7 protein-coding genes are annotated in these 15,179 nt (G+C 33.2%); all 7 read left to right on the forward strand.

From position 1 onward, the window contains the following. Positions 1-78: 78 nt before the first annotated feature. The gene (locus IPJ53_03860) at positions 79-1,560 is read left to right on the forward strand and encodes a hypothetical protein (protein ID MBK7798225.1); all 1,482 of its coding nucleotides are present in this window, start codon (positions 79-81) and stop codon (positions 1,558-1,560) included. A 13-nt stretch (positions 1,561-1,573) separates the two neighbouring features. Further along, positions 1,574-2,872 (forward strand): M48 family metalloprotease, encoded by a 1,299-nt coding sequence (locus IPJ53_03865; GenBank protein ID MBK7798226.1) that lies wholly within the window; start codon positions 1,574-1,576, stop codon positions 2,870-2,872. 146 nt (positions 2,873-3,018) lie between these two features. Continuing rightward, a complete protein-coding gene (locus IPJ53_03870; protein ID MBK7798227.1) occupies positions 3,019-3,732 on the forward strand; it encodes a hypothetical protein in 714 nt (237 codons plus the stop codon). 54 nt (positions 3,733-3,786) lie between these two features. Continuing rightward, entirely contained in the window at positions 3,787-11,829 is an 8,043-nt protein-coding gene (locus IPJ53_03875; protein ID MBK7798228.1) for a hypothetical protein, read from the forward strand. Between the two features lie 485 nt (positions 11,830-12,314). Continuing rightward, entirely contained in the window at positions 12,315-13,316 is a 1,002-nt protein-coding gene (locus IPJ53_03880; GenBank protein ID MBK7798229.1) for a hypothetical protein, read from the forward strand. 41 nt (positions 13,317-13,357) lie between these two features. Then, positions 13,358-14,101, forward strand: coding sequence for a hypothetical protein (locus IPJ53_03885; GenBank protein ID MBK7798230.1), 744 nt, complete (start codon positions 13,358-13,360; stop codon positions 14,099-14,101). Between the two features lie 386 nt (positions 14,102-14,487). Continuing rightward, positions 14,488-14,976 (forward strand): c-type cytochrome, encoded by a 489-nt coding sequence (locus IPJ53_03890; GenBank protein ID MBK7798231.1) that lies wholly within the window; start codon positions 14,488-14,490, stop codon positions 14,974-14,976. Positions 14,977-15,179 lie beyond the last annotated feature (203 nt).

The following is a 15,179-nucleotide window of genomic DNA, read 5'->3' on the forward strand; positions in this document are numbered from 1 at the left end:
TTCAGTTATAATGTCAACTATTGTGTTTGGGTGATTCTAATTCTGAATTCTGGATTAATTTATGGCCAAATAAATAAATTGTCAGATTTAGTACAAGGGGAAAGAATTTTTAGTAGCGTGCTATACAATTCTAAGGAAGAAGTTGTAGGCTATGTTTATGTGTATTCACATGAAAATCCTGATCCAATAACAAGAGAACTTGAATATGTCATGTTAGATCAAAACTTGAATCTAGCATTCAGAAAAGTGATAAACTACCCTAAATTAAAATATTATACTCCTTCAATAAGACGTATATTTTTAGTAGGAGATTCCCTTTTTGTGCAACAAGAATATTGTACTCAATTTTGTTTTACCAGCATACAATATCTGGCCTTAAAAGGATCTGCCGAAAATCCTGAATATGTTCAAACAAAAAATGGATTAGAGGTCTTGAAATATAACAAAAAGTATAGTAATGATTATTTTAACAGTTACAAAAACTTTAATTATACATTTTTTACTAATGAGAATGCCAACTATTTGGTTGATGGATTTATTAGAAATAAATTTAATACCAGCTATGAACCACTTAGAATACATAAGACAGATAATTCATTATTATGGAAGCATGATTTTAATAAAAGTGACATAAAAGGAACAATAGTTGGATGCGAAGTTCAATTAGCTACTTCTAGATTTATTTATGTTTTGACGCTAACTAGGAAAGTATCAAATAGTAGACCTAGGAAATTATTAAATAGAAATATTTTATGTTTTGATGCGTTGACAGGAGATATTAGATATAATTATCCTTTAGTAGATATTGAGTCACAATACCTCCGTACAATGAAACTCTTCGAAAAGGATGGAAAATTGCTGATATTAGGCAATTACAGTGAAGAGCCATTGGCTTCTTCAGAGTCTGAAATAAAAGATCTTGGTTATTATTCAATTGCTGTTGATGAGTCTGGTAAAGAATTGAGAAAAACATTTAATAATTGGGCTAGTCTATGTCAAAATCAGCATTTTAATAAGTTTGGTGTGGATAAAGCAAAATATCAAATTGGAGAGCAGGATATTTTTTTACTTAAAGATGGGTCAACTTTAATTTTTACTAAGAAAGTTAAACCAGAAAGAAGTGGATTAATGCTGCCAATTCCTTTTTTATCAGAAGTGTTGGAAGCATCAACGAATAGAACTGCACGAAGTAAAGATTATATTCTTTTTCATTTGGATTCACAATTTACACTTATAAAAGAATTTACTATCAATAAGGAGGTAACAAAAGGTGAATCTATTGATTTAATGTATACTCAGTATTTGCATGATAAAGATGGAATTGTTTTATTTTATAAACGACAAGATGATAATAAAGTTAAAGACGAAGTCAATATTTCAAATTGGAAGCTTTGTATTGGAAAATTTATTAATGGTAGCTTTGAAGAAGAAAAAGTCCCATTATCATCTAAAGAAAGCCATAGACTATTTGCAATACCTGCTAAATTCGGTTATATGCTTTTGACCGAAGTAGATATAAATGATAATTTGTTGGAAGTTAGATTGGAAAAATTGAATTAGATAAAGTTAACTTATGTGGAGCATTAGAAAAACATTGATTTTTATTATTAGTTTACAATATATAGGAGTTTTTTCAGCATATACACAAATATATATACCTCTGGAAACTTCTGACTCTTTACAAAAAAAGGAAGCCATAGAAATATTTCAACATTCTGTTAGTAATTTTTTACGCTCATTAAAAAGTGAGGTTAAGAGAAATACCTGGAGCAAAATAAATCAAAATTCTGTTGCATTCTCAAGGGATTACCAAAATCAAATTGAAGCCAATCAGTTTATTTATGATAAAAGAATAATCGGATTAGTACAGAATATATTGACCGAGATTTGTTTACCAAATAATTTGAATTTTCGTGAATTTCAAATTATGGTTTCGAAGAACCACAGTCTTAACGCCTTTTGCTTACCTTATGGTACTATTGTATTACATTTGGGTGTATTTCATTGGTTGCAAAATGAAGATCAAGTAGCGAGTGTGTTGTGTCATGAAGTCGCTCATTATTTATTGAAGCATTCGATAGTGTCTCAAATTAGAACAGTTGAGGACAATAAAATACAGAAACAAACACGAAAGGTATTAAATTCTGGATATGGTAAAACGGAAAAGGCTTTAACCCTATATCGATCTTTTTTGTACGAAAATAGTGAACTAAGCAGAAGGAATGAATTGCAAGCTGATTCTTTAGGATATATATTGTATAAAAATACAAATTATAATTCTCATGATTATAAAATTGCTATGTCTAGAATGGAATTATATGATACTGTAAAAATAGATTCCTTGAAGATTTCTACCCTCTCTCAATTATTTGGTATTGAAGGAGTTGAAATTAACCCATATTTATTCTCAAATGTGGAATATTCGAAAATTGATTTTTATGTAGAGGATAAGTTAATCAATAAGGATTCACTATTGTCTCATCCGCAAGTAAAAATTAGAATTAATTATTTGGAGTCCTTATTTCCTGAATTAAAGCAAAACAGTTCTAATCTTGTTAGTGAATTATATAAGGAGATTTCATACAAAGCATTTATGGAACAAGCCCCAAATCTATTCAATAGTAAATACTACGGAGATTGCTTGTATTTATGTATGCTTCATATTCAAAATGAATTTCAGTCAGAGTACCATAAAGTATGGATGAGTAAATGTTTAAAAGAAATATATCTGGCTAGAAAATCTTACACTTTAAGTAAGTATATTGATGGTTTAGATCCCAAAGTACAGAACATAGCCTATTATAGGTTCCTTAAAATTCTATGGGAACTTAATATTGATGAGTTAAAACTTTTAGTAGATTATTATTCTTGATTATTATATTTTATTGTACGAAGCTAAAATTGGAAAAGTAAATAATTGTAAATAATATTAAATGTCTAAAAGGAAATTAGTTAATTGTTTCGGAGTATGAAAGGCAAGTTTTGTAATTTGATATCTGATATTTGAAAGTTGTATTTATGAAGTATATATTAATTGTTGGAAATATTATCGCTTTGTGTGGAAATTCATTTTCTCAAAGGTCAGAATTCCTTCATGATTGGTCAGCAATAATGGAACTATTTACATGTACAAATAACAAGCAGATTGAAGCGGAATACTATATGTATGATACCCATGAAAGCAATCAAGTCTATAGCACTAGTCACTCTATTGTTAAATCTATAAATGATAAGTTATACCAAAATATTGAAAATATAATAACCCTAGTGGATCCTGAATATATGGTATTGGTGGATCTCAATGAATCAACAATACTTCTTGATAGAAGCCCACGAAATTATTTTAATTTAATAGGCCAAATCAACTTCGATACAAGTTTATATTCTATCACTAAAATTGAAGTCCTACATTCTAGTTTTCCTATAAAAAAATATAGAATTTCTTTGAGTAACATGGAGTATGATAAAATCGAATTTACTTTTAATAAACAAACATATCATTTAATTGATATGTCGCTTTTTTATTCTAGTGAAATTGCTTTGAATGAAGAAAAACCAGATGAATTGTCTAAACCAAAATTAGTTATTAAATACAAACCCATAATTAAGGTTCAAGAACCGTTTTACACCATTTTGTCTAATCCTTATTTTAGCTTTGATGGTAAACGGATTCAAGCAAAAAATTCCTATAAGAAATATCATTGTATTGACAATAGAATACAACTAAAATAGAAATGCCATTGAACAAAATTAGAATTAACAAAATGATGTTATAGAAAATTAGCCATGACAAAACTTCCATTAATTCTATCTTTTCTTTTATTTGCAATTCGGCTTAACGCAGCTATTGAAACAACCGTGTCTTATTTGCAAGGCGTTGATTTTCTACATTATGCTATATATGGAAGTGCAGGTAGTGTAACCAACACGTCAATTTTGGAAATACCTAGTTTTAATCCCTTAGGCAATTCGGATTGGGAAAATGGTTATAAAATCCGATGGGTGAAAAGTCGTGTCGAATTATATATTGATCCGGCTGTAATGCCTTTAACATATGCTTATAAATTAACCATTCCTATTAAAATCAGTTTTCTGGATATCAATCATACCTTGAATGAAGAGAATCATAAACTAATCATTGAATACAATCCAGATGAAGGAAGTGCTCATCGTCAATTGGATCTATATCTTCAAGAAGGGGCCTACAGATTCCAGGTTGAAGTGTTAACACAAAGTTCGGATTTGTTTATTGAAAAAATGACTGTAACTTCTAATCAAAACCCACCAAATCTTACACAAATACAAAAAAAGGAGATAGCCAATTCTGTAAAGCTTAAACTTGTTCAGGAGTACGACAAAATCATCAATTTCGATTATAATGATTCCTTGAAGTGGAGTCAAATGAATTTCTCATTCAATAGTGCCAATAATCAACTTAATGTATGTTGGGATGTGATACAAGGCACTGAATATTATGATTTAGAATGGTCATTTGTAGAGAAATATAATATACCTTATGTTTATTCCAATTTGGGAATCACAAGTAGCACTTTTTCCTTTTCAGCCAATGCATCACGCGTTAGTATAGCTGAAAATTGTTACAAAATGCCTATCGTTTATGAAAGTGGTGCATTGGTGTTTAGAGTCAGGGCACATGGTTATGTTCTTCCAGATATTGACAATCCTGTAACAGGAAGATGGTCCTGTGGATCTATGTCGGGTACTTGTAATAGTTATGAGGGTATAAATCCTTCTTTGGCGAATTGGCTGCATGCTTATTGGGTGAATGATCCACACGAGAACGACAATAAAAACTGGCAAGTGATTACTTCTTTTGCCGAAGAAGGCAAACGAAAAGATGTAGTCAATTATATGGATGGAACTATGCGCACTCGTCAGACTGTCACTGTGAATAATTCAGATAACAATGTATTGGTTGCCGAAACTATGTATGACCATCAAGGAAGACCAGCAGTCCAAGTCCTACCTGCTTCGGTATTACACGATCCCGCATTAAAGTTTAGAGCAAATTTCAATCGAAATATGGCAGGTCAGCCTTATTCAAAACTTGATTTTGACCTGGATGGCCCAGCATGCAATGGTCAAATTGCACCAATGAATTCTGCCAGTGGAGCGGCTTATTATTATTCTCCACAATTTTATAATCAACTTACCCCTGCTGAAAAAGAAACACATCTTGCCTACATCCCAAAGAGTGATAGTTTTCCAATGATTCAAACGGAATACACTCCCGATAATACCGGTCGCATTCAAAGACAAGGTGGAGCTGGTCCAACCTTTCAGTTAGAGTCCGGACACGAGACAAAGTACTTTTACGCAACCCCTGCTCAGGAAGAACTCGATTATTTATTTGGTACCAATGTCGGAATCGCCAGCCATTATAAAAAGAATATGGTCATTGATCCGAACACCCAAGTAAGCATCAGTTATCTTGATGCAAAGGGCAACACCATTGCAACGGCATTGGCAGCTAAAGCTCCGGATAATCTGGAGCAGCTTCCAAGTTATAAACCATTTCCGATGACAATTGATCTTTTGGCCTACAATAGGGTGGACAGCAGCAATTATAGCCTAGATGCCACCTTTACGCTTGCGGTAGATAGTAAGGGAGATCATACGTTTTATTATGGTGTCACTGCAGAACAATTTCGTGTGGATAATTGTATGCCGGCTAATGTCTGTTACGATTGTGTATATGACCTGGAATTGTTAGTTGTAAGCAACGAATGTCCGGATACCTTCTACCACCTCATCAAGACCATAGGTTCCTTTATAGATACATCCATTGCACTAGACATTAACAATCAGGATTCATTGGTATTTGATATCAATACAACTTGTAATGCTCCCTTGCATTTCAACACCAATCTACTACCGATAAACAATGAATTTGTAATTCGAGACTTACCTGTAGGTACATACTCCATCATCAAGAAGCTCAAAGTAAATCAATCTGCTGCGTTGGCTTACCTTGATCACTACATCAACGATCCCAATAATATTTGCACCAACATTTTGGAAGATATCTTGCAAGAACAGTTGGACAATGTCAATGAAGACGATTGCCATATAGATTGTGAAGATGTCGTCGGTAGCACGGATGAAAGCGATATTGAATTGGCAAAGGAAGTGTGCGACACTTTATTCACTAATCCTTGTGACATTGCGTATGAAGTTATGAAATCCCATTTGATGCCGGGAGGACAATATGCGCAATTTGAACCCAGTACTTATAGTGCAAATGCATATCCACTATCTATTTTCAATCTAAACAACAAGCTAAAGGTTCCATCAATAAATTATCAAAATATATGGGGATCTGGTGAGACTGTAATCATTGATGGCGATACCAGACTAATGAATTCGTTAACAGTTCAGGAATTTATCCAAAACTTTGATGAAGAATGGCTGAATACTTTGGTTCCCATACACCCTGAGTATTGTATGTATGAAAGATGCAGTGATAGTTTAGCAGCTTCAGAGACCTATACCAATTATTTACACCTAACTTCAAGTCTTCAGGAAGCGAACTCACCAACCGGTGTTACACCTGTTTTTATTAATGCATTAAATGATCATGAGATCATGCTCAAAGATCCTTACTTTTTCCAACAAGGAGCTACAGCAGTTACTGATAATCCAGGTCCGGGACAACACCATATTGCTCAAATGTTGAATTGTATGGATCATTTTCCGATTGGAAATGCAGGAGATCCGTCTATAACAGATCTGGCTCTGGCAAATTCGTTCTGCACCGGACCGGGGATATTTGATCCCTTATGTATTTCTTCTGTCACTTGGGCAAATTTACTTTCCAATGTTGTTGAAGCCAACACATTCTGGAGTACTTATAAGTCATTATATATTTCTTGTAAGGAGCGCGTAGAGTACCAGGCAAGAACAAGTTATGCTATGGATCCCAAAAACTGTTACAATGAATGCATTGGTCAGGAAAACTTTAATCCCTTCATCAATAAATTTTGGGTTGATGAATATGAATTTCTTGAAGAAAAAGAACCATGTTCATCAAGCAGATATTATTTATTTAAAGATAAGGTTAAAGCCTTTCCATCACCATATGATATTCTACCGAACATGAATGTTGATTTTTGGGCATATCCTCCGACTGCAATGATGAATAATGTACTTCCAACATTACCAAAAAATACATGTGATAGTTGTAATTGCGAAGATGAATTCTCAAGACTTATTGAGTATGCTTTGGTATCTTTTTTAAAGCCTAAACTATTGGACATAGACGCTGACTATCAAAAAGTTTCAAATTACTTCAAATATTTGGACATTATAAAAGGTATAGACTTATCAACATATATAAATCCTCAAGATATCCCAGGATTCAGTCTATTACCTGGTGTTAGTTTAATTAATAACTTTATTGATTTAAACAATTATTTCAATAATTTTGAAACTCTTAAAAATCAGGTTCTAAATCAATCAATTCCATATGAAGATTTAGAAATTATGTTTCCAAAGATTAAATTATTGCACTATCCCTTTTCTGATTTACAATTCAGTATGAATACTGACGCAGTTTTAACTATAAATTTTGAAAATTCATCATTACCATCCGAAAATACTTCTGAAGCTAATTGGTGTCATATTTTAACTAGGCTATCACTTTATGATATTATAAACATTAATAAAATTAATACTACTGGTTGCCCATACAATGATAACATATTTAATCGCATTAATATTACATTTAACATCCAGGATATTTTTGGAAATGAATATACGCGTAATGGAAATTCAATTAGATGTGGCTTTAATTGCAAAAATAGTATTGCCGTACAATGTGAAAAATTATGTCCTCTTGATAATTTAATAAATATAATAAATATTCTACATAATAATATAATTTCTACAAATCCAAGTACAGACCCTTCATCTCAGCACACAATTCTTGTTAATGTTAATCTATTAGGAAAGTGTATTATTGATAGTTTAAATATTGTGAAAGATGCTTTAACTGAAATACCTATTACTGTTTATATTGATCCAATTATTGTTAAAATTAAACTTAATACTCATTGTGAATTAATATTGTATTTAGGAAATAATAATTCACATTTTTCAAATAATAAAATTATTAGATTTTTTAATATAATTCCTGATTATGGCCAGATGAACTCAAACGGTTATACAGACAAATTTCTATTTAATGTGGAATTCCAAGATGGAGGCATAGTAACCTGTGCGGGTTCAACCAATGGATGCTTCTCAATCGGCCGCTGTTGTAAAGAAGAACTTCCTCAAACGCAAAGAACTTCGCAACCGAAATCCAAAAAGTCTAAAAAATTGGAGGCTAAAAAAATCGTGATCGATAAATCCCGTAAAAAGAAATTCCCCCCACCCATACAGACTGATCCTTGGCCCGGTCCTGCTGATCCTCAACTACCACAAAAACCTTATGATCCATTGTGTAGTGATTGCATACCCATCGATTTAGTTGGAGGTGTTTTTGATACGGTCGATTTTGGGGATTGTCATGGTATATGGTGTGATACTTCCAAATGGATCACGATGACTCTGGATAGTATGCCCGATCCATGTATTGAAAATTTATACGATGTAGCCGAAGCTAATGCTTATATCTTGTATGAAGAAATTATTGATTCTATTGAATCTGCTTTCCTGCATGCATATAATATGAAATGCCTCCAAGCGGTTGAAACATTTAATGATAAAGCAGGATTTGCACAACACCACTTCACTTTATACTATTACGATCAAAGCAATAACCTGGTTCAAACTGTGCCACCTAATGGCGTTATCGGCCTGAATCAAAACGAAATGGCAAGTATGGCTACTTACAGAACCAAGTATCGTACACTTGTAACACCAAATCCTGTTCCAACAGTTACGAGCATAGAACACAATTGGACTTCCAATTACACCTACAATTCCCTCAATCAACTCACCACACAAAAAATACCTGATCAAGGATATATGGGAACCTCTCCCACAGTTTTCGTTAAAGAACCAACGCTATTCTGGTACGATTACCTCGGAAGACTTGTATGTTCTCAGAATCCTGAACAAAAGAAGAAACTTGAATTCAGTTATACCCTATACGATTGGCTCGGAAGAATCAAAGAAGTAGGTGGATTAAAATTTACTGCAGCAAGTTCACAACCACCTCCATCTCCGGTGGATACTACACCATGGAAATTATTTGTAAACAATGGTAATAAATTCGAGATCACTACCACTACATACGATCATGACTTTTATACCGGCACGCTGCCACCTGGATTTCCATTAAGCTCAGTGGACAATCTCCGAGGTCGTGTGGGCGCAGCTGCCATTTATGATATAGAGACTAATTATAATAATCTAAAGCCGGATTATATCACACACTATAGTTACGACATCCACGGCAATGTAAAATCCCTCGTTCAAGATGGAAAAAATACACCTGCCAAACTGATGGAATATGAATACGATCTGATCAGTGGTAAAGTAAACAAAGTATATTATCAGAGCAATAAATCTGACCAGTTTATACACGACTACCGCTATGATGCAGACAATAGATTGACTTTGGTGCGCACCAGTCACAACGGCATACTTTGGGACGAAGATGCACATTACGTCTATTATCCGCATGGACCCTTGGCAAGGACAGAAATAGGGGAGAACGAAATACAAGGATTAGATTATGCATACACCTTACAAGGTTGGATCAAGGGCATGAACTCCGGCAACCTGCAAGTGAATACAGATATGGGAAAAGACGGCATGACATCTCAACAGCATCAGACATTTGCAAAAGATGAGGTAGGCTACGTCCTGAATTACTATCAGGGCGATTATAACTCCATCGCACAACATGCACCAGCCAAAAAATTTGAAACAGAAATCAGCAGCTCAAGTTATAATACGGCAAGTAAAAATCTGTACAATGGCAATATCCGCGCGATGATCACTGCTATAGACCGATTTATGGGAGCTTATGGAAAGGATGGCCCAGCAGGTTACAGCTATCAATATGATCAACTCAACCGCATCAAGGGTATGGATTATTATAGCGGACTAAATAATAACTCATGGATATCAGCAATTAAAAAAGATGACTACCAGACCCGGTATTCATATGATGCTAATGGGAACATATTGAATCTGGATAGAAACGGTACGACTGCTGGCGGTAACCAACTCAAAATGGATCGGTTCACCTACAATTTTAAGCAACAAAACAACCGATTGACTCATGTAGATGATGTAGTGAATGTAAGTAATTATTCCACAGACATCGACGATCAGCAAGCGAACAATTATAAGTACGACCGTTTAGGCAATCTTATACGTGATGAAGCAGAAGGACTCAGCATTGAATGGAATCTAAGTGGCAAGGTAAGTCGTATCAAAAAGGACAACGGGGATATTATTGTATTCAAATATGATGCGCTCGGCAACCGTATCTCTAAGAGATTTAAGGACACGACAACCTTGTATATAAGAGATGCTAGCGGCAATGTTATGTCTCATTATATGAATACAGCTCCATCTAATTCTCTCCTTCAGATCTGGAGTCTACAATCAATCACCCTTTATGGCAGCTCAAGATTAGGAGTATGGTATCCCAGAACTAAAAAACTTAACCCAGCTGATTCAGATATCGAACTTCCAGGTGGATCCTCAGATCCTTCTACTCCAACTGGCGGTGGTTCGGCTCGTGAAATTAAAATACCAAAACCTCTAAAGTTTCAACGCTATCGTGGACTAATGCAATACGAACTTACCAACCATCTGGGAAATGTGCTAGCTACAATATCAGATCGCAAGCGATTAGGAAGAGTTCCAGTTGGTTCCTCTGGTATTGGAATATTTGCGCATTTGATTACTGCACAGGATTATTATCCGTTTGGGAGTCCGATGGCAGGACGTACTTACAAGAGTTCTACAAATTATCGTTTTGGGTTTAATGGTATTGAAAAGGAAGATGAAATTAATGGAGCAGGAAATAGTTATGCGTTTGAATACAGAATGTATGACCCTCGTTTAGGATGTTTTTTGAGTGTAGATCCTTTTTATAAATTAATACATTCTTATTCACCTTATATTTTTGCGTCTAATTCGGTTATTCAATTTATTGATCTTGAAGGCTTACAGCCTATTAAGCCTGTTTGTAATTGGCGTCATAATTCTGCTTTAAGTAATGAATTCCATAATAATGGTAGAAGAGATCTCGACATTTTTAAATCTGAAGGATTTACAGTGCTTAGACAAGATGTAAGCAAACAAGATGAATTAAATATATTTAAATATTATTATTTAAAAGACAACAATTGGGTTGCATTTACACCCAAACAAACAAAACTTGCAGAAGATATTGATTATTTGACGGTTGAAACCCAGGAATGGGCAGGGATAGTGGTAGCCTTATCTGCTGGAGTAACATTGACAGCCTTAAGTTTTGGAGCAGCTGCTACTGCTGCTTCAACCACAGAAGTAATATATGCTGTTAGTGGAATTGTTAGCGGATTAAGTAAAACAATTTTTTCAGGGAGTAAGTTAGTTTTAAAAATTCAAGGAGATATAGAAAAGATGAATAAAATACCATCAGATCTATATGAAGCTGTTACCATTACATATGTAAAAAATGGTGGTGATAAGAAATTAGCTGAACAAATTACAATTACAAAAGCTGTTTGGGATTTAGTAAAGTCTGGACAAGGGTTATCTAAAGATCAATCTGAATTATTAGATGTCTTTGAATCAACTACAACAATCCTAGACCTAAATTTCAAGTATAAAACGGAGGAAAAACCAAAAGGTGAATAGGTTATACGAAAATAATGCAATAAAAAAGAAGTTGAACATACAGACCCCCGATGGTCGCAGATTGTATTTACGATCCGATATATATAAAATTTGTAATTTGATAAATAGTAATAAAAATATTAAATGAAGCTAGAATATAATACAAATCAATTAAAGTATCTAAGTTGCCTGGGTAATTATCAACTGATATTTGGGTTTTAGTTGTCATTTTTCTATTGCTTAAAATTGGGCAGCCAATTGCTGGCTGCAAGTGTTTGACTATTGCCAATTATATTAAGTAACTACTGTTGGTGGAAATTTCCCTTGCTGGCAAGTTTCCTGACGCTGCAAGCGGAAAGTTTGCAACTTGTGTCAATTTAGAACCATTTATATATTTGAAGTGTTTTTTTGTCATTAGTTGGATCATTGTATTGATTTTTCATTCAATAAAATTTATCTTGAATTGGTGGAAACTAATTTTTCAAAAATTAAAATATCTTCTGAGAATGGAATACGACTATCAAGAAATTATCGATAAATGTAAGGAACTTGGAATCTATTCTGATATTCCAGTTTTTGATTTCAGAGATAAGCCACTTTCTAAGGAATTAAACTTTATTTTCAATTTTTATCAAAGTAATATAGTCAAACACTACCATTACGGGATTGAACCAGGTGTCTTTGTATTTGCTGACGATTTAACCATGAATGCAGGTGCAACTAAATATAAAGACACTTTTATTATTAGATTTAATATAGGAACGGTTTATAAATTGAGGGATTTATTTCAGGATAACAAAACTATCCTATATATTTTAGGATTGGAAAGCTATAAAGATGTAGAGGCACATTCAGATCGTAAATTTCATGATTTGATGAATCAATTCTGTATGAGTTTTACTTTTTACCACGAACTTGGGCACTTGATCCAAAAGTCGGATGGATTAAATTTGAGTTTGAATGAAGATTTGGATAGAAATATAAGTTTTGATTTCCAAAGACATGTTTTAGAGTTTGATGCAGATCTTTTTAGTGCGATGAATTTGGGCGCACATATCTATCAGTATTTCGAAAAATGGCATAAACGTAAAACCTCTAATGACCTCGAGTGCCTAATAAGCATTTTGTCTGCAGCGATATTTGTAAGAATTCTTTCATCACCTTCAATGGATATGCCATTTTACACCAATAAAAATTCACATCCACATTCTATAATTCGAATACTTTCAATAATTCATGCTATCATTGATTACAATATTAAATTGCTGGAAAGGGAAGAGAATGGAATCACAATTGATGAAGGAAACGTAATCAAGATGACATTGAAAGCAGCGGAGATTCTAACAAAGAATTTGCTTGGAAATCTCCAATTTAAGAATTTTGTTCTTATGCTCCAAGAAAACGAAACAAGAATATTGGATTATACTGATAAGTTGAGAGAGCAAACGGCAAGGATGGGAAATTCTGCTTATAATCGGTGGAATGAGATGGCAAATAGAATTAACTGAAAGTTTATAAATACAATTACTGTCAATAATTCAATAAACTAATGAAATTTAATTTTTATCTTATTTATCTGGGTTTACTTTTAATGTCTTGCCATTTTATGTACTCACCAAAAGTCAAGGAACTCAATTATTCTAAAGACGCAGAGCTTAATGACAGTCTCCTGAATATGTCAGAAGAATTAGTTGGAGAAGACTATTTTGATATGGATAGTTTGTCCAATGTGGGTTGTATTTATAAGAATTTATCTGATAAATATGATTATAAGGTAAAGCTTGTATCGATTGAAGCTCAAGAAAAGGATACAGGATATCGGCTTATCAAAATAGAAGTATATGAAAAGTTAACTCATAACTTAATAGATTCATTTAGTAATTCTCCTGGGTACTTATTTCCTGGGGTTTTTGGCAATTGTGAAAAATGCCGATCTTATCGTACTAATTTTAATTTAGAAACAGAAATTCTGGATGGAGATTATGGCGATATCATTATAGCAGATTTTAATTTTGATAGTCGGGAAGATATAGCTGTCATTCATGAATCAGGTATGAGTAGCGGTTCGACTTACAATTATTATATTCAAGCCCTGGAAAGCAAATTTTTATTAGACTCATTTTTATCTGAATCTATGCAGTTTTTTCCGTCAACAATTAACTCTAAAAACAAAACCCTTACAACCTATGTAGTGGGTGGTGCCTGTCGTTTAGCTGAGCATGTATACAAGTATAATATCAAAAAGCAGAGATGGAAGGAAATTAGTAATAAAGTAAGAAATATTTGTGATTAATGACTAGATTAATAGAAAAAAGTATACCTTTTATTTTGAATTTAGATTGTTGTTTTGTCTAGTCTTTTTATCAATATAAAAGTTCAGAGAAAAACTATTTAAAATATTATTCTGCACCATCTAGTAAACTAATTCAAATGACCATAAAACTATATACAATATTATTGATTTCGTTGATTAGCTTATCCGAAATACCGAAACAGGATATGCATATACTTGATTTCGGATTATTCACTCTTAAAACCCCTTCGGACTGGGAGAAGATAGATCAACAAGGTATAGATAGTTAAGCTGGCTCCCTAACGAATAGAAGAGACACTTTGAATTTCAATCTGGGTTTGTATAGCAGATCAGTCTGCGACAATGATGAACCCAATAAGCACAAATTGAAAAGAGATACAGTCAATGGTCTAATTGCATATATTGTAATACCTGTTGTTGCTGGTCAAGGAAGAATAGAGATGAGTATTGAGAGTTTCAAAAATAGAGAACAAAGGTTTATTATCAGTGGAAGAGATATTATATATACCGATACGATACTTGACATTTTTAAATCTATTATGTTTTCAGAAAGTGATGAGACCCAAAATCCATTATTAACTTATGATAAGTTTAATTTAATTCCTGATGGATCTGGTAGAAGTTTATTTCGTAATTCTTGTGCTTCTTGCCATCAAAGACATATGGATTTTATTGGGCCGAATTTGCAAAACATTCTGTCGACAAGATCCATGGACTGGGTATTTAAATATATTACTGACAGAAAGAGCATTGTGTTCAAGAAAAAATCCAGTAAAAAAGAACAATTGAGATGTATTGAAAATCCGAGTGTAAGCAAGGAATATATAGAGAGAATTATTGAATATTTGAATTAATAGGCTAATTTTACATAATTAGATTTTTGCAAAGTAGAAACTAAATGAAATTGACATATTTATTTGACTTTATGTTTGTCTATTTTATCTTTTGTAGCAGCATTAATGCAAGCATGACAACAATTGAGTTGTAACAAATTTAAATTTGTTTAGTAAATACATCAGGTTTCCTGATTTTTAATAAAATTTAAAAAAGTGTGCCT

Source organism: Candidatus Vicinibacter affinis (assembly GCA_016714365.1).
In the GTDB taxonomy this organism is placed as follows: Bacteria; Bacteroidota; Bacteroidia; order Chitinophagales; family Saprospiraceae; genus Vicinibacter; species Vicinibacter affinis.